The organism is Pseudomonas wadenswilerensis (genome assembly GCF_024749185.1).
In the GTDB taxonomy this organism is placed as follows: domain Bacteria; phylum Pseudomonadota; class Gammaproteobacteria; order Pseudomonadales; family Pseudomonadaceae; genus Aquipseudomonas; species Aquipseudomonas wadenswilerensis.
The window spans coordinates 5,763,588-5,783,510 of sequence record NZ_CP087191.1 but is presented as its reverse complement, the minus strand read 5'-3'; the positions used below and the strand labels follow the sequence as shown (position 1 = coordinate 5,783,510).

The 19,923-nt window shown below is 61.6% G+C and carries 17 protein-coding genes; 8 read left to right on the top strand and 9 right to left on the bottom strand.

Features of this window, described 5'->3' with window-relative positions; translation table 11 throughout:
- The first annotated feature begins 6 nt into the window (after positions 1-6).
- Positions 7-1,191: a C17 cyclopropane fatty acid synthase CfaB gene (gene cfaB / locus LOY45_RS26645; protein WP_115084603.1), complete on the top strand. Its 1,185-nt coding sequence runs from the start codon at positions 7-9 to the stop codon at positions 1,189-1,191.
- Between the two features lie 6 nt (positions 1,192-1,197).
- Here the strand turns inward: cfaB and cls are convergent, their stop codons facing one another.
- Complete coding sequence (cls, locus tag LOY45_RS26640) at positions 1,198-2,637, bottom strand: cardiolipin synthase (protein WP_115084605.1); 1,440 nt, start codon at positions 2,635-2,637, stop codon at positions 1,198-1,200.
- Between the two features lie 127 nt (positions 2,638-2,764).
- On the opposite strand from cls, the gene LOY45_RS26635 reads away from it, so the two are divergent.
- Positions 2,765-3,292, top strand: a complete 528-nt coding sequence (locus LOY45_RS26635) for a DUF3617 domain-containing protein (protein WP_115084606.1) — start codon at positions 2,765-2,767, stop codon at positions 3,290-3,292.
- Between the two features lie 6 nt (positions 3,293-3,298).
- Here LOY45_RS26635 and folE2 read toward each other — a convergent pair whose 3' ends face one another.
- A complete protein-coding gene (gene folE2, locus LOY45_RS26630; protein WP_115084607.1) occupies positions 3,299-4,186 on the bottom strand; it encodes a GTP cyclohydrolase FolE2 in 888 nt (295 codons plus the stop codon).
- A 24-nt stretch (positions 4,187-4,210) separates the two neighbouring features.
- The gene (locus LOY45_RS26625; protein ID WP_115084608.1) at positions 4,211-4,597 is read right to left on the bottom strand and encodes a glutamine synthetase; all 387 of its coding nucleotides are present in this window, start codon (positions 4,595-4,597) and stop codon (positions 4,211-4,213) included.
- Positions 4,598-4,716: 119 nt separating this feature from the next.
- Here LOY45_RS26625 and zigA point away from each other — a divergent pair, with 119 nt between their 5' ends.
- From zigA to LOY45_RS26610, 3 genes are read left to right on the top strand one after another with little or no spacing between them, the layout of a single operon-like run.
- A complete protein-coding gene (gene zigA / locus LOY45_RS26620) occupies positions 4,717-5,925 on the top strand; it encodes a zinc metallochaperone GTPase ZigA (protein ID WP_115084609.1) in 1,209 nt (402 codons plus the stop codon).
- Positions 5,925-6,533: a DUF1826 domain-containing protein gene (locus LOY45_RS26615; RefSeq protein ID WP_233673841.1), complete on the top strand. Its 609-nt coding sequence runs from the start codon at positions 5,925-5,927 to the stop codon at positions 6,531-6,533. Before zigA ends, LOY45_RS26615 begins: the two co-directional genes overlap by 1 nt.
- 42 nt (positions 6,534-6,575) lie before the next feature.
- The gene (locus LOY45_RS26610; RefSeq protein WP_233673840.1) at positions 6,576-7,547 is read left to right on the top strand and encodes a CobW family GTP-binding protein; all 972 of its coding nucleotides are present in this window, start codon (positions 6,576-6,578) and stop codon (positions 7,545-7,547) included.
- On the opposite strand, the gene LOY45_RS26605 is transcribed toward LOY45_RS26610, so the two are convergent.
- Positions 7,544-7,936 carry a DUF3301 domain-containing protein gene (locus LOY45_RS26605; RefSeq protein WP_010222780.1) on the bottom strand — a complete coding sequence of 131 codons (393 nt, stop codon included), beginning with the start codon at positions 7,934-7,936 and terminating at the stop codon, positions 7,544-7,546. The two genes, LOY45_RS26610 and LOY45_RS26605, sit on opposite strands and share 4 nt — an antisense overlap.
- A 118-nt stretch (positions 7,937-8,054) precedes the next feature.
- On the opposite strand from LOY45_RS26605, the gene pdxY reads away from it, so the two are divergent.
- Positions 8,055-8,927, top strand: a complete 873-nt coding sequence (pdxY, locus tag LOY45_RS26600) for a pyridoxal kinase PdxY (RefSeq protein ID WP_134065240.1) — start codon at positions 8,055-8,057, stop codon at positions 8,925-8,927.
- On the opposite strand, the gene LOY45_RS26595 is transcribed toward pdxY, so the two are convergent.
- Complete coding sequence (locus tag LOY45_RS26595; RefSeq protein WP_010222782.1) at positions 8,924-9,409, bottom strand: acyl-CoA thioesterase; 486 nt, start codon at positions 9,407-9,409, stop codon at positions 8,924-8,926. The genes pdxY and LOY45_RS26595 overlap by 4 nt on opposite strands.
- A gap of 324 nt (positions 9,410-9,733) precedes the next feature.
- On the opposite strand from LOY45_RS26595, the gene LOY45_RS26590 reads away from it, so the two are divergent.
- Complete coding sequence (locus tag LOY45_RS26590) at positions 9,734-11,494, top strand: cation:proton antiporter (protein WP_115084613.1); 1,761 nt, start codon at positions 9,734-9,736, stop codon at positions 11,492-11,494.
- A 134-nt stretch (positions 11,495-11,628) separates the two neighbouring features.
- Here LOY45_RS26590 and LOY45_RS26585 read toward each other — a convergent pair whose 3' ends face one another.
- The 3 genes from LOY45_RS26585 to uvrD form a co-directional block, all read right to left on the bottom strand.
- A complete protein-coding gene (locus LOY45_RS26585) occupies positions 11,629-12,036 on the bottom strand; it encodes an SMI1/KNR4 family protein (RefSeq protein ID WP_115084614.1) in 408 nt (135 codons plus the stop codon).
- Between the two features lie 112 nt (positions 12,037-12,148).
- Positions 12,149-13,003, bottom strand: coding sequence for a Tim44 domain-containing protein (locus LOY45_RS26580; RefSeq protein WP_115084615.1), 855 nt, complete (start codon positions 13,001-13,003; stop codon positions 12,149-12,151).
- Positions 13,004-13,182: 179 nt separating this feature from the next.
- Positions 13,183-15,366 carry a DNA helicase II gene (uvrD, locus tag LOY45_RS26575; RefSeq protein ID WP_115084616.1) on the bottom strand — a complete coding sequence of 728 codons (2,184 nt, stop codon included), beginning with the start codon at positions 15,364-15,366 and terminating at the stop codon, positions 13,183-13,185.
- A 223-nt stretch (positions 15,367-15,589) separates the two neighbouring features.
- On the opposite strand from uvrD, the gene LOY45_RS26570 reads away from it, so the two are divergent.
- Positions 15,590-18,460 carry an EAL domain-containing protein gene (locus LOY45_RS26570; RefSeq protein WP_115084617.1) on the top strand — a complete coding sequence of 957 codons (2,871 nt, stop codon included), beginning with the start codon at positions 15,590-15,592 and terminating at the stop codon, positions 18,458-18,460.
- On the opposite strand, the gene zwf is transcribed toward LOY45_RS26570, so the two are convergent.
- Positions 18,457-19,899: a glucose-6-phosphate dehydrogenase gene (zwf, locus tag LOY45_RS26565; protein WP_115084618.1), complete on the bottom strand. Its 1,443-nt coding sequence runs from the start codon at positions 19,897-19,899 to the stop codon at positions 18,457-18,459. The genes LOY45_RS26570 and zwf overlap by 4 nt on opposite strands.
- Positions 19,900-19,923: the final 24 nt, after the last annotated feature.

Below are 19,923 nucleotides of genomic sequence, written 5' to 3'. Positions count from 1 at the left end.
CATTTCATGCTTGCGCAACTTCCACCTGTTCTGCAAAGCCTGCAACTGCCGCTGCGATTGAAGCTCTGGGATGGGCATGCGTTCGATCTGGGACCAAAGCCGCAGGTCACCATCCTGGTCAAGGATCCGCAACTGATCACCCAGCTGACCCATCCGAGCCTGGATGAACTGGGTGCGGCATTCGTTGAAGGCAAGCTGGAACTGGAAGGCTCCATCGCTGAGGTGATCCGTGTCTGCGACGAACTCAGCGTGGCCTTGCTCAAGGATGAAGAAGACGATCAGCCGGTGCGTACCGAGCATGACAAGGCTACCGATGCGGCAGCGATCTCTTACCACTACGACCTGTCCAACGCCTTCTACCAGCTGTGGCTGGATAGCGACATGGCGTACTCATGCGCCTATTTCAAATCGGCAACCAACACGCTGGAGCAAGCCCAACAGAACAAGTTCGAGCACCTGTGCCGCAAGCTGCGCCTGCAGAAAGGCGACTACCTGCTCGATGTCGGTTGTGGCTGGGGCGGGCTGGCGCGCTATGCGGCGAGGGAGTTCGGCGCCAAGGTGTTCGGCATCACCTTGAGCCAGGAGCAGCTCAAGCTGGCCCGTGAACGGGTCAAGGCCGAAGACCTGGAAGGGCAGGTGGAGCTGCAGATTCTTGATTACCGTGACCTGCCCCAGGACGGCCGCTTCGACAAGGTAGTGAGTGTCGGTATGTTCGAACACGTCGGCCATGCCAACCTGGCGCTGTATTGCCAGCGGCTGTTCGGGGCAGTGCGCGAAGGCGGCGTGGTGATGAACCACGGCATTACCTCCAAGCACACCGATGGACGACCGGTCGGGCGTGGCGCCGGTAGTTTTATCGAGCGCTACGTATTTCCCCATGGCGAGCTGCCGCACCTGTCGATGATCAGTGCGCGGATCAGCGAGGCGGGCCTGGAAATCGTCGACGTCGAGAGCCTGCGCCTGCATTACGCGCGGACCCTGGAACATTGGAGCAACCGTCTCGAAGCACAACTCGACAAGGCTGGCGCGCTGGTGCCAGAGAAGGCCCTGCGCATCTGGCGCCTGTACCTGGCCGGTTGTTCCTACGCCTTTGCCAAGGGCTGGATCAACCTGCACCAGATCCTCGCGGTGAAACCTTTCGCCGATGGCAGCCATGACCTGCCGCTGACTCGTGCAGACTTCTACCGCTGAAGCGCCTTACAAGATCGGTGAGATCAACCTGGCGATACGCATCCCCAGTTGTTGCAGGCGGTGCGTGTCGCGAGTGTCTTCGGCGGTGATCTCCCGGGCTCGATCGAAGTCATGGGCGAGCATGGCTTCGACCTGGTCGGCGAACTCGCGGTCCACCGTCAGCAGCATGATTTCGAAGTTGAGGCGGAACGAGCGGTTGTCGAGGTTGGCGCTGCCGATGGCGCTGATCTCGCTATCGACCAGCACCACCTTCTGATGCAGGAACCCCGGCTCATAGCGAAACATACGCACCCCGGCGCGCACCGCCTCGAAGGCGAACAGGCTGGAGGCGGCGTAGACGATGCGGTGGTCCGGTCGCGAAGGAATCAGGATGCGCACATCCACACCGCGCAATACCGCCAGGCGCAAGGCAGCGAACACGGCCTCGTCGGGGATGAAGTAGGGGCTGGTGATCCACAGCCGTTCGCGCGCCGCGTGTATGGCCTCGACGAAGAACAGTGAGCAGGTCTCCTGTGGGTCGGCCGGACCGCTGGCCAACACCTGGCAGAGCACACCGTCTTCCGGGTAGGTATCCGGCAGAATCAGTGGCGGTAGGTTTCGCGACGCCCAGAACCAGTCTTCGGCGAACGACTCCTGCAGGCAGGCCAGCACCGGCCCGCTGACCTGTACGTGAGTATCACGCCAGGGCGACAGCTTGGGGTTGCCGCCGAGGTACTCATCGCCAACGTTATGCCCGCCAAGAAACCCCTGCAGGCCATCGACCACGACGATCTTGCGGTGGTTGCGGAAGTTGACCTGGAAGCGGTTGAACCAGCCGCGGCGGGTAGCGAAGGCGCGGATGTTCACGCCGCCGTCACGCAGCTTCTGGCTGTAGGCGGAAGGCAGGGCGTGGCTGCCGACGCGGTCATAGAGCACGTAGACCTTCACGCCTTCGGCGGCTTTTTCTAGCAACAGGGTTTGCAACTGCCGCCCGAGGGTATCGTCGTGAATGATGAAGAACTGCACCAGCACCGTATCGCGAGCGCCAGCAATGGCGCGCAAGATCGCATCGAAGGTGGCCTTGCCGTCGACCAGCAAGCGCACCTGGTTATTGGCCAGGCACGGCATGCGCCCGAGCTTGGGCATCGCCCGCAGTGCGCCATAGGATTCCGAGTTGCGCGCGGCCAAGGCTTCCTCGACCCAGGGTCGCCAGTTCAGGTCGGCCATGGCCACGTGCATTTCGCGGTTGGCCTGGCGCCGAGCCTGGATGTAGGCGTCGAAGGTTCGGCTGCCGAATACCAGATAGGGAATGAGGGTGAAGTAGGGAATGAACAGCAGCGATAACGCCCAGGCAATAGCCCCCTGAGCCGTGCGCACGGTGAACACTGCGTGCAAGGCGGCGATTGCGCCAAGCAGGTGAATCACGCCAATGAGGTAACCGAAGAAGTAGGGGCTGTGGTAATCCATACGCATCCTGCTGTCCGAAGGCTCTGCCCCTAACAGAGCATGTTCATGGCAGCACTTGCAACCGAAAGCACAAATTGACGTCTAAGCTGTGTTCCAGCTTGGGGCTGGAGTTTCGAGGAGTCATTACATGAAGAATCGTCTGCCGCTGCTGGCACTGGTGCTGGGCCTGGCAAGCCCGTTGGTGCATGCGCAGGTGCTGCAACCTGGCCTGTGGGAGCTGACCACCAGCAACATGCAGGTCGATGGCAAGCCGTTGCCGGACATGGGCTTCATGCTCGGCCAACTGAAGAACCTGCCGCCTGAACAACGGGCGATGATCGAGGGTGGCCTGGCCAAGCAAGGGATCAGCGTGGCCGGTCAGGGCGTACGTTCCTGTCTGACGCCTGAGCAGGTGAAAACCAATGACATCCCGCTGCAGGATCCCAAGTCCGGCTGTACTCAAAAAATCACCGAGCGCAACGGCAATGTCTGGAAGTTCACCTTCAGCTGCCCGAAAGCCCAGGGCAATGGTGAGGCTCAGTTCCTCAGCGACCGCGAGTTCTTGACCAAGGTCAACGGCACCTTCAATGCCTCCGGCGTGCAACAGCAAGGCAGCATGAACACCCGTGCGGTGTGGCTGGGTAATGATTGCGGTACGGTCAAACCGCGAACCTGAAGCGCCTCACCACCGCCATTGGCTGTGAGCGACTGCGTCGTGGGCGTGCAGGCTTTCGGCATGTTCCACGCGCAGGTTGAAGCCGCCGAGCCAGGGCAGGGTTTTCAAGGCCACGTGCAGTCGCCGGGCGGCATCCTCACAGAACATAAGATTCTGTCCATTAGCCAAGGCAAAGGCCTGTTCATCGGCGCGCTTTACCGCAGTTTGTACCGCAGTGCCCAAGGCATTTTCGGCCTGGTTGATCAACGCTTCTAGCGGCAGTTCGTTAATCCCTTGCCTCAAACGAACCTGCAGCTTCGCCACACTGCGTTGGCTGTGAGGGGTAGCGACGATACCTTCGGCACTGCCCAGCCAACTCAAGACAGCTTCATGGCTCAAGCTGCGATTGCCAAAGTCGGTGAGGAACTGCTGCTGAATCAACTGTCGAGCCAAGGCAGCGGAGCAGGGACAGGTGGAGGAATACTCCACATCGACAAATAGTTCCACGTGGAACACTCCGTCTTTTATCTGCGCATCCAGGGTAACCGGATAGGCTTTCCAGCCCGCCAACGGGCTGATCAGGGCAGGTCGTTTGAGCATCAGTTCGAAACGAAGGGTCAAGAACGCGCTGGCGGAAAGCCCGATATGACTATCGAGAAACCGCTCCAGAACTCCGTTCACTAACGCAGGGCTCAACGCTTGTTGTTCTAGAGCTTCCAGCGCCAGGTACAAGCGTGACATGTGAATGCCCCGAGAGGCGCCATCATCAAGGCTGACACCCGCGTCGGCACTTGCTGGCAAATTCTGCCCATTGATCCGTAGGGGCAGGGCAATACCACTCATGCCCACCCAATCCAGTGGCAACTGGCTGTTAGTGGCTTGGGCAGCAATGTCAGGAAGGGTGAAAGCGCTCATCAGTGGTTCACTTTTCAAGGAAGACTATTGGCAGCCGCTCAGGCGATTGCAGCGCAGATTGAAACGCTGCCCGGTGGAACTGGACACGCTGTTCAAGGTGGTCCAACCCACGCGCCGGCTGTAACCGACCCAGGTTTCACCGTTGCTCGCCACGCCTGTGTAAAAGGTCAGCTGGCCATAACGGCTGTTGGTTTGTGCCCATAGCCTGCGACCTTCCATTTCAAAGCCGCGCAGGTAGGTAGTGCTGCCCTGGGTTTGCACGCTGTAGTAATTGCCTTGGGCATCGCTGCAGGCAAGCAGTGTTGCGCTGCGGGTACAGAGCGCCAGGCCGTTGCTGAGGGGCGCGGTGTTCGCGCTGGCGAACTCGCACAGCAGCAATGCGGCGAAGGCAAACAAGCAACGCGATTTCATCTTTCAGGTCGGCCTTTGGTCATGTTCTGAGCGAAGTGGGTTGGCGAGATTGTATTGTTATAATATAACATTGCGCAATGCATCGTTCGAATGCACTCGCCCTGATGAGGATAGCCCCCATGCCCAACCGTCTTCCCGTCACCGTGCTCTCCGGCTTTTTGGGTGCCGGCAAAAGCACGCTGCTCAATCACGTGCTGAAAAACCGCGACAACCTGCGGGTCGCGGTGATCGTCAACGACATGAGTGAAATCAACATCGATGCCAGTGAGGTCCAGCGCAACGTCAGCCTCAACCGCGCCGAAGAGAAGCTGGTGGAGATGAGCAACGGTTGCATCTGCTGCACCCTGCGTGAAGACCTGCTCGAAGAGGTCGCCCGCCTGGCCCGTGAGGGGCGTTTCGATTACCTGTTGATTGAGTCCACCGGCATCTCCGAGCCGTTGCCGGTAGCCGAGACCTTCACCTTTCGTGATGAGCAAGGCCGCAGTCTGGCCGACCAGGCACGCCTGGACACCATGGTCACCGTGGTCGATGGTTTGAACTTCCTGCGTGATTATCAGGCAGCCGAAAGCCTGGCCAGCCGTGGCGAAACCCTTGGTGAAGAAGATGAGCGCTCGATCAGTGACCTGCTGATCGAACAGGTGGAATTTGCCGACGTGATTCTGCTGAGCAAGATCGACCTGATCAGCAGCGCCGAGCGCGAAGAGCTCAGTGCCATTCTGCGCAGTCTCAACGCCCAGGCGCAGATTGTGCCGATGGTCATGGGCCAGGTGCCGTTGCAACAGATCCTCAACACCGGTCTGTTCGACTTCGAGCGCGCCGCCCAGGCGCCCGGCTGGCTGCAGGAACTGCGCGGGGAGCATGTGCCGGAAACCGAGGAGTACGGCATTGCCGCCACTACCTGGCAAGCGCGCCGGCCGCTGCATCCGCAGCGCTTTTTCGACTTTATCCACAAGCCCTGGGACAACGGCCGGCTGCTGCGCTCCAAGGGTTTCTTCTGGCTGGCCAGCAAGCACCAGGACGCCGGGAGCTGGTCGCAAGCGGGCGGTATGATGCGCCATGGTTTTGCCGGGCGCTGGTGGCGTTTTGTTCCACGCGAGCATTGGCCGCAGGATGAGCAGAGTACTGCAGCCATCCTCAAGAACTGGAATGCCGAATGCGGCGATTGCCGCCAGGAGCTGGTGTTCATTGGGCAGAACATCGACTTCGCCCGGCTGGATGCCGAGCTCTCGGCCTGCCTGCTCAGCGATGCAGAAATGGCCGCAGGCGTGCACAGCTGGCGGCAATTGTCCGATCCGTTTGGCCCCTGGTTCGACGAGGAAGCGGCGTGATGCGCCAGGCATTCGGCGAAACCCCTCAGGTACTCACCGAGGCGTTGCAGGATGGCGTGAACCTCGCGGTGTGGCAGCGGCGCCTGCCGGTGCAGATCGAGGACTTTGCCCGGTTGCTGTTGTCGCTGAACCAACCGCTCGGTGAAAGCCGGGTCATCGAACTGGATGAGCAGCAACAGCTGCCGGACCTCAGTGGCTTGCTGGGCGGTTATGCCGACCTGGAGGGCCACGTGGCGTTTCTGACCGATGTTGCCTGGCTGGTAGCCGCCTACGCTTGCCTGCTTGATGCCCGGCGTGTCGGACTGCGGTTACAGGCGCTGAGCAACGCCATGTGCCCGCGGTTTCATGTCGATCATGTCCCCCTGCGTTTGCTGAGCACATACGCCGGCCCGGGCAGTGAATGGCTGGAAGAAGGCGCAGTCGACCGATCGCAGCTCGCCCGGGAACAACCGGATGCCAATGCCGTCCGCCAGTTGGCCGTGGGCGAGGTGGCTTTGCTCAAGGGCGAGAAATGGCTCGGCAATCAGGGCGCCGGGCTGGTCCATCGTTCGCCGATGCTGGTGAACGGCGAACGTCGTCTGATCCTCAGCCTTGACTGGATGGCCTGAAATAGCGGCATAGTGGTGAAAATTTCAGGCACTCTCCGTCCCATGTTGCAGAACATTCCTACCCACGTGATTGCCGGCCCGCTCGGTGCCGGCAAGACCAGCCTGATTCGTCAGTTGCTGGCGCAGCGGCCCGCCGATGAGCGCTGGGCTGTGCTGATCAACGAGTTTGGCCAGATCGGCCTGGATGCGGCGCTGCTGGCTACCGATGACGATGGGATTGCCCTGGGTGAAGTGGCCGGCGGTTGCCTGTGCTGCGTCAACGGCATGCCGTTCCAGGTCGGCCTGGGTCGGTTGCTACGCAAGGCCAGGCCGCATCGGGTGTTTATCGAGCCGTCCGGATTAGGCCATCCGTTGCAGTTGCTTGAGCAGCTGCGTTTGCCGCCTTGGCAGGGGGTGTTGGCGGTACAACCGGCAGTGCTGGTGCTGGATGCCGAGCAACTGGCTGCAGGTTTTGCCCTGCCTGAAGCACAACAATCCACCCTGGCCAGCGCCGGGTTGCTGGTGCTGAACAAATCCGCCGGGTTGGAGACACAACAGCGCTTGTGGATAACTTCTCAGCTACCTGCTGCCCGTCTGTTCTGGACCGATTTTGGCCAGATACCCTTGTCCGAAGTGCCTGTGGAAAGCGCTGCAGCGCCATTTTCCGGCGCTGTGGATAAGCTGGCGGCGGTCAATGTTTCCGGGGTTGTCAGCAGCCTGTGGACAAATCCGCAGGAGCCTATTTGCAGTATTCAGCAGGCCGCGGAGGGTTGGAGCATAGGTTGGCGATGGCACCCGAGTCAGGTGTTTGATCGTAGCCGCGTGGAGCTTTTTCTGAAGGGCTTGGACTGGCGCCGCGCCAAGGCAGTTATCCACAGCCTGGACGGCTGGCAGTCGATCAACGCCTTGGCAGGGCAGCCTTCGTTGCTGTGGAGCAGCAGTGAATGGCGCCGCGACTCGCGCCTGGAGCTGATCTTCGTCGAGCCGCAAGACCCTGAACGACTAAAGCAAGCCATGCTGGCCTGCCGCGCCTAGTTGCGCCAGCGGTTATGATCCTGACGCCACTGGTTCATCTCGACGACATTGTCGTGGTGTTGAGGCGTCTTGATCTCGAACGGGTAGGGCGCCAGTTCGATCTGCATGGTGTGGGCGCCGAACTGGGTAACGGTACCGGGGTGGCGCTGTTCGCCGGTCACGGTGAATTCGAAGTTGTACACGCGGGCCAGGCGCTTGCGGCCGTTGGCGTCGCGCACGAAACCGATGCGCTTGAGCGCGACATTGCCATCGAGCAGTTCCAGGTCAAGCTTGGCGCAGTGCTGCTTGACCCGCTCCAGGGCCTTTTCACGCAAGCCGTGGTTATGCCACAACCAGGCGCCTGCCGTGGCCAGCAGCATCAGCACGAAGAGATTTCCCAGGGTCAACATTTACATATGCTCCAACGAGGTATGCCCAGCTTAACTGCCTCCCCGGTCTGTCGTACAGGTGGCATTTAGCGCCATACTGCGCGCCTTGTTTTTCATTCCTACGCTTCGGAAGACCTGCATGAAACGTACACCGCATCTGCTCGCCATCCAGTCCCACGTGGTATTCGGCCATGCCGGCAACAGCGCTGCGGTGTTTCCCATGCAGCGGGTCGGGGTGAAGGTCTGGCCGCTCAATACCGTGCAGTTCTCCAACCATACTCAGTATGGCCAGTGGACCGGAGAAGTGCTTGCTCCAGCGCAAATACCTGCACTTGTAGAGGGGATTGCGACGATCGGTGAGCTGGGCAATTGCGATGCAGTGTTGTCCGGCTACCTGGGCAGTGCCGAGCAGGGGCGGGCGATCCTCAGCGGCGTGGCCCGGATCAAGGCCGCCAACCCGCGCGCCTTGTACCTGTGCGACCCGGTGATGGGCCATCCGGAGAAGGGCTGTATCGTCCCGGCCGAGGTCAGCGAGTTTCTGGTTGAAGAAGCGCTGACCAGCGCAGATGTACTGTGCCCGAACCAGCTGGAGCTGGACAGCTTCTGCGGGCGCCGTGCCGAGTCGCTGCAAGACTGTGTCGACATGGCCCGCAGCCTGCTGGCGCGGGGCCCGAAGGCGATCCTGGTCAAGCACCTGGCTTATCCTGGGCGTGGTGCCGAAGACTTTGAAATGCTGCTGGTGACTGCCGAAGGCAGCTGGCATATCCGCCGCCCGCTGCTGGCGTTTGCCCGCCAGCCGGTAGGCGTTGGCGACCTGACTTCAGGCTTGTTCCTGGCGCGCTTGCTGTTGGGCGAGGATTGGGTGGCGGCTTTTGAGTTCACCGCCGCCGCGGTGCACGAAGTGCTGCTGGAAACCCAGGCCTGCGCCAGCTACGAGCTGGAGCTGGTGCGTGCCCAGGACCGCATCGTGCACCCGCGGTTGCGCTTTGCAGCGCAGCCTCTGGCCTTTTAAAGGGCGTCGCCCTTGAGCTCCTGATAGCGTTTTTCCAACTCCTGACGGATCAGCCGGCGCTGTTTGCCCTGCAGGAAACGGCGCTTTTCCTCGCTGGTTTCAGGCTGGCGCGGCGGCACCGCCACCGGCTTGCGGTCATCGTCGACGGCGACCATGGTGAAGAAGCAGCTATTGCTGTGGCGCACCGAACGTTCGCGAATGTTTTCGGTGACCACCTTGATGCCGACTTCCATCGAGGTGTTGCCGGTGTAGTTGACCGAGGCGAGGAAGGTCACCAGCTCGCCGACATGCACCGGTTCGCGAAAGACCACCTGGTCGACCGACAGGGTCACCACATAACGGCCGGCATAGCGGCTGGCGCAGGCATAGGCCACTTCATCGAGGTATTTGAGCAGGGTGCCGCCGTGGACGTTGCCAGAAAAGTTGGCCATGTCCGGGGTCATCAGGACGGTCATCGACAGCTGGGCGTTTCCAGGTTCCATAGTGTGCTCACGGTAAGGTTGCGCTGAGGCGGGGTGGCGATTGCTATTCACGCTTCTTTCCCCCAATACGATTCCCATCTACGTAGACGGGACGCTGACAGCGGCCTTGCCGTCACGCTGTTTGTGCCATTTGCAGCGATGCTTTGGTCGATCTGTTTCTTCATATTGCACCGGCTATTTGCGACAAGCGGCGGTGTTAACCTGAGGAGGCCCATGCAACGTGGGCTTCCTACATTTAAAACGCTATGTACCCGCAACTCAATCAGACAATTCATCGGGTGAGTTGCGGCTTGTCTCTGGATACCAGGTAAGGAGTCCCACGCCGTGCATGCCATCAGCTTTATTCAGGATTTGGCAGTGATCATGCTGGTTGCCGGGGTGGTCACTATCCTGTTCCACCGCTTCAAGCAGCCCGTAGTGCTTGGCTACATTGTTGCCGGCTTTATCATCGGCCCGCACACCCCGCCGTTTGGCCTGATTCACGACGAAGACACGATCAAGACCCTGGCCGAGCTCGGGGTGATCTTCCTGATGTTCTGCCTGGGGCTGGAGTTCAGCCTGCGCAAGTTGTTCAAAGTCGGGGCCACGGCGTTCATCGCCGCGTTCCTGGAAATCGTGCTGATGATCTGGATCGGCTTCGAGATCGGCCGCTGGTTCGGCTGGAACACCATGGATTCGCTGTTCCTCGGTGCCATCCTGGCAATCTCCTCGACCACCATCATCGTCAAGGCGCTCAACGACCTGAAGATGAAGAACGAGCGCTTTGCCCAGCTGATCTTTGGCGTGCTGATCGTCGAGGACATCCTTGGCATCGGCATCATCGCCTTGCTCTCGGGCATCGCCGTCAGTGGCACGGTGAGCTCCGGCGAAGTGTTCTCCACAGTCGGCAAGCTGTCGCTGTTCATGATCGTCGCCCTGGTCATCGGCATTTTGCTGGTGCCGCGCCTGTTGGCATACGTGGCCCGTTTCGAAAGCAACGAGATGCTGCTGATCACCGTCCTGGGCCTGTGTTTTGGCTTCTGCCTGCTGGTGGTCAAGCTTGAATACAGTATGGTCCTGGGCGCCTTCCTGATCGGTGCGATCATGGCCGAGTCGCGTCAGTTGCTGAAGATCGAGCGGCTGATCGAGCCGGTTCGCGACCTGTTCAGTGCCATCTTCTTCGTCGCCATCGGCTTGCTGATCGACCCTTCGATCCTGGTCGAGTACGCTTGGCCGATCGTGGTCATCACCATCGCCGTGGTGCTGGGCAAGATGCTGTCCTGCGGCATGGGCGCCTTTATCGCCGGTAACGACGGACGTACCTCGCTACGGGTAGGGATGGGGCTTTCACAGATTGGCGAATTCTCTTTCATCATCGCCGCACTGGGCATGACCCTGCAGGTCACCAGCGACTTCTTGTACCCGGTGGCGGTAGCGGTTTCGGCTATCACCACACTGCTCACGCCTTACCTGATTCGTGCTGCCGACCCACTGTCGTTGAAGCTGGCCAAGGTCGTGCCGGGGCGCCTGTCGCGGGTGTTGTCGCTGTATGGCGAGTGGTTGCGCAGCATCCAGCCCCATGGCGAAGGGGCATTGCTGGCCTCGATGATCCGACGAATTCTGCTGCAGGTGGGGGTAAACCTGGCGCTGGTGGTGGCGATCTTCTTCAGCGGTGGCTATTTTGCCGCGCGCATTGGTGACTACCTGAGCGAATGGGTCAGTGATGTTGGCCAGCAGAAGGCCTTGATCTGGGGCGCGGCGCTGATGCTGTCGCTGCCATTCCTGATCGCCGCGTATCGCAAGCTCAAGGCGCTGTCGATGCTGCTGGCGGAGATGGGGGTCAAGCCGGAGATGGCCGGACGGCACACCCAGCGGGTTCGACGGGTGATTGCCGAGGTGATCCCACTGCTGTCGCTGCTGGTGATTTTCCTGCTGCTGTCGGCGCTGTCGGCCAGCATTCTGCCTACCAGCGAGCTGCTATTACTGATCGTGGTGGTCGCGGCGGTGGTGGTTGCAGTGCTGTGGCGCTGGTTCATCCGCGTGCACACACGCATGCAGATCGCCTTGCTGGAGACCCTGGAAAACAACCAGGAGAACCACCACTAAGAGGCGCTTCCTGCGCGGGGCGGTTCGAATGTCCGAGGGGATGGAGCGGTAGCGAAGCGCCACGCGCAGGAAGGCGTGGCGATTCTACGAACATTAATAGCCAAGAGCCATTATTTTATGCGGTTATTTCTCATTCAGCTTTCCAGCCAGACGTCCCGGGCCCAGTGCCAGACCGATTCCCAGCTGTCTTCGGTAACGATTTCTTCTTCACCGGACCACAGCACCACGGTGCCGTCTTCTTCGACGCAGTAGTAGTCGTCGCCATCCTGGCAGATCGGGATCAGGTCGCGCGGCACGCCGGCATCCCAGGCATTGGCTGCCACGTCCGGCAAGTAGGTATGCGACTGCGAGTCGGTGACGGTGACCGGCTCCAGGCTACCGTAGACCACGTCGCTGACCGTCAGCAGGAATTCCTTGAAGACGAACGGAATGTTGATGAACAACTCTTCTTCGATTTCGACCAGTTGGTCTTCGTCCGGCAACTCCAGCGGCACCGGTACCGGTTCATTGGCTTCTCGGAGCTGTTCGATGACTTCTTCCACGGTTCTATCCTCTAACCTTTACGACACGCTGCGCGTTATACCCTAGTAGCCCGCTGCGCTAAAAGCAAAACCCCGGGACAAGCCCGGGGTTTTTTTGTGCAATGCCTCAAGATCAGCCGTTCTGACGGATCCCGGCGACCAGCCAAGGCTGGTTTTCGCCCGGCGCGCGTTCCATGTTCCAGCTTTCGCTGAACACTTCGCCCTGGTCGAAGCGCGAGGTCTTCGACACACCGCTGAAGGTCAGGGTGGCGATGGTCTTGTCGGCACGGTCGTCGACACCTTCGAGCTGCACGTTCAGGTCGTCGATGTAGGTTGACTGGAATGCATCACCCAGGTCAGCACGCTCTTGCTTGAGGAACTGCAGCATCTGCGGCGTGACGAACTCGGCGATCTTGTCCATTTCGTTGGCGTCCCAGTGCTGCTGCAGCGACTGGAAGTGGTTGCGGGCAGCCGCGAGGAAGCTCTGCTCGTTGAACCAGGCCGGGGCGTTGATCACCGGGCGGGCAGCGGCGGCAGGCGCAGCGGAACCACCGAAGATCGACGGCTGGGCAGGCTGCTGGTGCACTTCACGCTGGAATGGCGCGTGGCCGGCGGCGGCCATTTGTGGCTGCTGCTTGCGACGACGGGCGGCGATGAAGCGGAACACCAGGAAGGCGATCAGCGCCATGATCAGGATGTCGAAGATCTGCATGCCCTGGAAGCCGTCGCCCATGAACATGGAGGCCAGCAGGCCACCGGCGGCGAGACCGGCCAGTGGGCCGAGCCAGCGCGAAGCACCGCTGGCAGCGGCAGGTGCGCGACCTGGCGCGGTTGGCGAGGCAGCCGGAGTAGCCGGGGCCGCCTGACGGGTCTGGTGGGTCGGCGCGGCGCCCGAGCTCTTGCCGCCGCCGAAGCGTTTGGCGTTGGCGTCGAGACTCATCGTCAGGCCGATGCACAGCGCCAAAGCGATGCTAAGAAAACGTTGCATAGAAGGGTATTCCCGTTTTGTGGATTGCACGCGCGTCATGGTGCACAGGTTGTAGGACACATGACCAGCGCCATAATGTTTCCAGCTTTTGCCTGAATTGTCTGTATACGCTGTAGGAGCGGGCTTGCCCCGCGATTTGCGGTTTGCAAGTCACATTGCATCACGGGGCAAGCCCGCTCCTACAGGGCCTCAAGCTTGGCGTAACCGAGCATCAGCCATTTGCTGCCCTCGGCGAAGTTGACCTGGACCCGGGCCTGGGCGCCGGAACCCTCGAAGTTGAGGATCACGCCTTCGCCGAATACCGCGTGCTGCACCCGCTGGCCCAGATTGAAGGCGGTCTGCGGGATGTTGGCGTTGGCAAACAGGCTGCTCGAGTTCTGCTGCTGGCCCGAGCCGAACGGACGGCTGACGCTGTTGGACAAGCGTACTTCCTGAACCAGGCCGGTCGGAATCTCGCGTACGAAGCGCGAGACCTTGTTGTAGGTCTCGCTGCCATACAACCTGCGGGTTTCGGCGTAGGTCATCACCAACTGCTGCATGGCGCGGGTGATGCCGACGTAGGCCAGGCGGCGCTCTTCTTCCAAGCGGCCGGGTTCTTCCAGGCTCATCTTGTGCGGGAACAGGCCTTCTTCCATGCCGACCAGGAACACATGGGGGAATTCCAGGCCCTTGGCGCTGTGCAGGGTCATCAGCTGGATGCTGTCTTCGTGCTCGTCGGCCTGGGCGTCGCCGGCTTCCAGCGAGGCGTGGCCGAGGAACGCCGCCAATGGCGAAAGCTCGGCGTCTTCTTCGCTGTTTTCGAAGTTGCGCGCGGCGCTGACCAGTTCCTCAAGGTTTTCTACCCGGGCCTGGCCTTTTTCGCCTTTTTCTTCCTGGTGATAGACGATCAGCCCGGACTGCTCGATAACCGTCTGGGTCATCAGGTGCAGGGGCATCTCCAGGACCTTGGCAGCAAGGTTTTCGATCATTTCCATGAACGCGCCCAGGGCACTGGCAGCGCGGCCTTTGAGCGCCTTGTTGGCGATCAGCAGGCTCATCGATTCCCACATCGAGACCTGGGCGTGGCGCGCGTGCTCGCGAATCGCTTCGACGGTTTTCTCGCCGATGCCACGCGGTGGCACGTTGATTACCCGCTCAAGGGCGGCGTCGTTGCCGCGGCCTTCGAGCAGGCGCAGGTAGGCCATGGCGTTCTTGATCTCGGCGCGCTCGAAGAAGCGCTGGCCACCATAGATGCGGTAAGGAATGCGTTCGCGCAGCAGCGCTTCTTCAAGCACCCGCGACTGGGCGTTGGAGCGATAAAGGATGGCGATATCGTTGCGGGCCAGGCCGGTCTTGAGCGCGCTTTCGATGCTCTCGACCACGTAGCGGGCTTCGTCGTGTTCGTTGAAGGCGGCGTACAGGCTCAGCGGCTCGCCATCGCCACCGTCGGTCCACAGCTCTTTGCCCAAACGCCCGCTGTTGTTGGCAATCAGGGCGTTGGCCGCCTTGAGGATGCCGGCGGTGGAGCGGTAGTTCTGCTCCAGGCGGATCAACTCGGCGTCGGGGAAGTCGGCCGTGTACTGGTGGATGTTCTCGATCTTGGCGCCGCGCCAGCCGTAAATCGACTGGTCGTCGTCGCCGACCACCATCAGGCTGTCGCCACCCTTGGCCAGCAGTCGCAGCCAGGCGTACTGCACGGCGTTGGTATCCTGGAACTCGTCGACCAGCACATGGCGGAAGCGCCGCTGGTAGTGTTCGAGCAGGCCGGGGTGGTCACGCCACAGGTCCAGGGCGCGCAGCAGCAGCTCGGAGAAGTCGATGACGCCGGCGCGCTGGCAAGCTGCCTCGTAGGCTTCATAGATGCTGCGCATGGTGCCCAGGAACAGGTCACCACTGGCCTGGATATGTTGCGGGCGCAGGCCTTCGTCTTTCTGGCCGTTGATGAACCATTGCGCCTGGCGCGCCGGCCAGCGCTGTTCATCCAGGCCCAGCTCGCGGATTACCCGCTTGACCAGGCGCTGCTGGTCGTCGCTGTCGAGGATCTGGAAGTTCTGGTTCAGCCCCGCCTCTTGCCAGTGCGCGCGCAACAGGCGGTGCGCCAGGCCGTGGAAGGTGCCTACCCACATGCCGGCCGGGTTGATGCCCATCAGCTGTTCGATACGCTGGCGCATCTCGGCAGCGGCCTTGTTGGTGAAGGTCACCGACAGGATCGAGTGCGGCGAGGCCTGCACGACCTGGATCAACCAGGCGATGCGGTGCACCAGCACACGGGTCTTGCCGGAGCCGGCACCGGCCAGGACCAACTGACGACCAACCGGCGCAGCTACAGCCTGGCGTTGGGCGTCGTTGAGAGAATTCAACAGGAGAGAGAGATCATCGCGCATCCGGCCATTTTAGGGGCGCAGACGACCCTTGGGCAAATATACAGTAGAAAAACTTGCCACTGACGACCGGCCGGTCATCGGCTGCAGCCCAAGGCCTGCGCGCTTGAGCGCCTGCCGTCGGGAAATGCGATGAAATAATTATGATCCAGAGCAGTTTGGCCCGGGGGCTTGCTTGTGTATGCTCCGTGCACGTTTAAGGCTAACCATTACAAGAACACTGCCTATGACACTCGGTTCCGACTCCATGAGCGCCCCTTCCGAAGCGCGCCGGAGTATTCGCAAACACTTCGCAACCCAACTGGCTGTCGAGCGCACCCGCCTGCTATACCAGGGCTCGTTGCTGCCGACCCTGTTCATGCTGCTCAATGGTCTGGTCTGTGCCTGGTTGCTCTGGAGCCCGGCGCGCTACCTTTTGGTCAGCGTGTGGATCGTCTGGCTGATGGCCCTGGTGGCGTTGCGGGTGATTCAGGTCGCCGCCTTCGATGCCGCCATGCCCGATCGTCAGGCCCAGCCCAGCTGGTGGCGAATGTTCCTGCTCGGTTCGGCTTTCAGCGGCCTGACCCTGGCCAGCGCGGCAATAGCCCTGGTGCCTGTGGATAACTTCGTGCAGCAGGCCTGGGTGTTTGGCCTGCTGGGGGCGGCGACGCTATCGGCCAGCGTTGCCTATGCCGTCAGCCTGCCGGCCTTCCTCAGTTTTACCTTGCCCTGCCTGCTGCCGCCGATTGCCTTCCTGTTCTGGAATGGCGATGAACAGCAGCGCGGCTGGGGCTGGCTTGGGCTGATTCTATTGATCGCCTTGTCAGTGGTGGCCTGGCAGGTCAACCGGCTGATCGAGCGTGGGCTGTTGCGGCGCTTTCAGAATCAGGAACTGATCGAGCACCTGCAAGCTGCGCAAAGCCGCAGCGAACGACTTAACCAGGCATTGGCCGGGGAGGTCGAGCAGCGTCGGTTGATCGAGGAACAACTGCGCGAGGCGCAAGTGGGACTTGAGTCGCGCGTCGCCCAGCGCAGCCAGGAGCTCGATGTTGCCAACCAGGCGCTGAGCAAGAGCGAACAGCGCCTGGCCCTGGCCCTGGAGGCCAGCGAACTGGGGCTGTGGGACTGGAACCTGGAAACCGACGAGATCCACCATACCCAATTGCGTGAATTGTTCGGCCTGGAGCCTGAACAGGTCCAGGAAATGCTCGCGCACCTCAAGCCACGGCTGCATCCCGATGACGTGCCGCTGCTCAAGCGCACCCTGGTCGAACACCTCAAGGGTCGCAGCGAGGATTACCGCATCGACTACCGGGTGCGTCACCGCCAGGGCCACTGGTGCTGGATCGAAGACCGTGGTCGGGCGGTGGAGCGCGATGCCAGCGGGCGGGTGTTGCGTATGCTCGGCACCCGCCGCGATATCAGCGCGCAAAAAGCCCAGGAAGAACAACAGCGCCTGGCCGCCACCGTATTCGAAGCGGCCAGCGAAGGCATCGTGATTCTCGATCCTGACTATGTGTTGCTGGCGGTCAATCAGGCCTTTTGCCGGGTTACCGGCTACAACCGCGAAGAACTGCTCCAGGGCCGTTTGCTGGAGCTGCCGTGCAGCCGGGATGCACGCCGGCATTCCCAGGCCATCGAACTGGCGCTGGAGCAGCAGGGCAGCTGGCAGGGTGAGCTGGTCGAGGCGCGCAAGAACGGTGAGCTTTATCCACAGTGGCTGCAGCTTAACGGCGTGCGCGATGCCCGCGGCAACCTGACCAGCATCGTCGGCTTCTTTACCGACCTGTCGGCACGCCGCGAGTCCGAGGAGCGCCTGCGTTACCTGGCCCACTATGACGAGCTGACGGGCCTCGCCAACCGCGCCTTGTTCCGCCTGCGCCTGCATGAGGCCGGTGAGCGCCTGCGTCAGAGCGGGCGCGGGCTGGCGCTGCTGCACATCGACCTGGACCGCTTCAAGCTGCTCAATGACAGCCTTGGCCATGAAGTTGCCGACCATTTGCTCAAGCAGATGGCCCAGCGCATCAGCAATGCCATGCCCGAGGCCGACACGGTGGCGCGGCTTTCCGGCGACGAGTTTGCCGTGCTGTTCGATGCCTATAGCAACCTGTCGAGCCTGGTGCGGGTCGCCAGCCGCTTGCTGGACAAGTTGCGTGTGCCGCTGCGGGTCGATGGCCACGAGCTGGTGATCAGCGCTTCGGTGGGCATCAGCCTGCTGGCCGACACCTCGCGGGATGTCACGGTGCTGGTCAGCCAGGCCAATACCGCCATGCAACACGCCAAGCACCTGGGGGGCGATAACTTCCAGTTCTACACCGAGAGCCTGCAGGCCAGCACCCTGCAGCGCCTGCAGTTGGAGAACCACCTGCGCAAGGCCATCGAAGAGCGCCAATTGCAGGTGTACTACCAACCCAAGTTGTGTCTGGCCACTGGCCGTCTGCATGCAGCCGAGGCGCTGGTGCGCTGGCAGCATCCGCAGTGGGGCATGGTGCCGCCGTCGGACTTCATCGGCCTGGCCGAAGAAACCGGGCTGATTGCGCCGATGGGCGAGTTCGTCTTGCGTCAGGCTTGCTGGCAGGCCTGCGAGTGGCAGCGCATGGGCCTGGAGCCGATCCGCGTGTCGGTGAACCTGTCGGTCTATCAGTTGCGTCAGGGCAAGCTGGTCAGCCTGGTGCGCCAGGTGCTGGAGGAAAGCGGCCTGGCCCCGCACCTGCTGGAACTGGAGCTGACCGAGAGCCAGTTGCTCGACAGCGTCGAGCACATCATCGCCACCTTCCGCCAGTTACACGAACTGGGGGTAAAGCTGGCGATCGACGACTTCGGCACCGGCTATTCATCGCTCAGCTACCTCAAGCGCTTCCCGGTGGATTACGTGAAAATCGATCAGGCCTTTATCCGTGGCCTGAGCGAGGGTAGCGAAGACGCGGCCATTACCCGGGCAATCATCGCCATGGCCCAGAGCCTGGACCTGCAGGTGGTGGCCGAGGGCGTCGAGACCCATGAACAGCTGGATTTCCTGCGCAAGCAAGGCTGCAATGAAGTGCAGGGCTATCTGATCAGCCGACCGGTACCGGCGCAGGAGCTGGCCGGGTTACTGGCCAGCCGCTACAGCTTTTAAAGGTGCCAGGCGCGGCCCTGGTGCGCCAGCAGGCTGTGCGCCTGGTCCGGGCCGTTGCTGCCGGCATGGTAGGGGCGTGGGGCCTGGAAGTGCTCCTGCCAGCCAGTGAGGATCGGGTCGATCCAGGCCCAGGCCGCCTCGACCTCGTCACGGCGCATGAACAGCGTCGAGTCGCCTTCGAGCACATCCAGCAACAGCCGCTCATAGGCGTCCCAGCGACGGGTCTGGCCGAACACCTGGGCCAGGTTGAGGTTCAGTTCCACCGGCTCCAGGCGCATGCCCTTGCCGGGGGTCTTGGTCATCATCTGCAGGCTGATGCGCTCATCGGGTTGTAGTTGAATCAGCAGTTGGTTGGCCTGATCACCTTCGAACAGGCGATGGGGCACCGGCTTGAACTGGATGACGATCTGCGACGAACGCTTGGCCAGGCGCTTGCCGGTACGCAAGTAGAAGGGCACGCCGGCCCAGCGCCAGTTGTTGATATGCGCTTCTACGGCGACGAAGGTCTCGGTATCGCTGTCGTTGTCGACATCTTTCTCGAAGTAGTAGGCCGGAACTTCCTGGCCGCCGATCTTGCCGGCGCTGTACTGGCCGCGCACGGTCTTGTCCTGCACATCCTGGCCAGTGATCGGTTGCAGGGCCTTGAGGATCTTCACCTTCTCGTCGCGTACCGCTTCGGCCTCGAACTGTGCCGGTGGCTCCATGGCCACCAGGCAGAGCAGCTGCAGCAAGTGATTCTGCAGCATGTCGCGAGTGGCGCCGGCGCGATCGTAGTAGGCGCCGCGGTTCTCTACACCGAGGGTTTCACAGACGCTGATCTGCACATGATCGACCTGGTTGTTGCGCCACACGGGCTCGAGCAGGGCATTGGCGAAGCGCAGGGCCATGAGGTTCTGCACGGTTTCCTTGCCCAGGTAGTGATCGATACGAAACACCTGCGACTCGGCGAAAACGGCGCCGAAGGCCTCGTTGATTGCCGTCGCCGACTCCAGCGAGTGGCCGATCGGTTTTTCCAGCACGATGCGCGCATCGTGATCGGCCAAGCCTGCGACTTTGAGGTGGTTGGCAATTGGCACGAACAGGTTGGGTGCGGTGGCCAGGTAGTAGATCCGGGTCAGGCCGCCGGCCTCACCCAGAAACCGTGCCAGACGGACAAAATCGGCGCTTTGCGAGGCGTCCATGGGGAAGTAGTCGAGGCGGGCAGAGAAGCGCGCCCAGACATCTTCATCGAAGTCGGCACGGGCGATCTGCGCCCGGCAACGGCGTTCGGCGAGCTTGAGGAATTCATTGCGTGGCAGATTGCTGCGGGCCAGGGCGATGATGCGCACGGCGGGGTGTAGGCGAGCCTCGCGATACAGGTGGTAGAGCGCCGGAAGCAGTTTGTGCAGGGCCAGGTCACCGGTGCCGCCGAACACCATGATGTCGCAAGGGATAGTCAATACCACCACTCTCCTAGTTCGTTT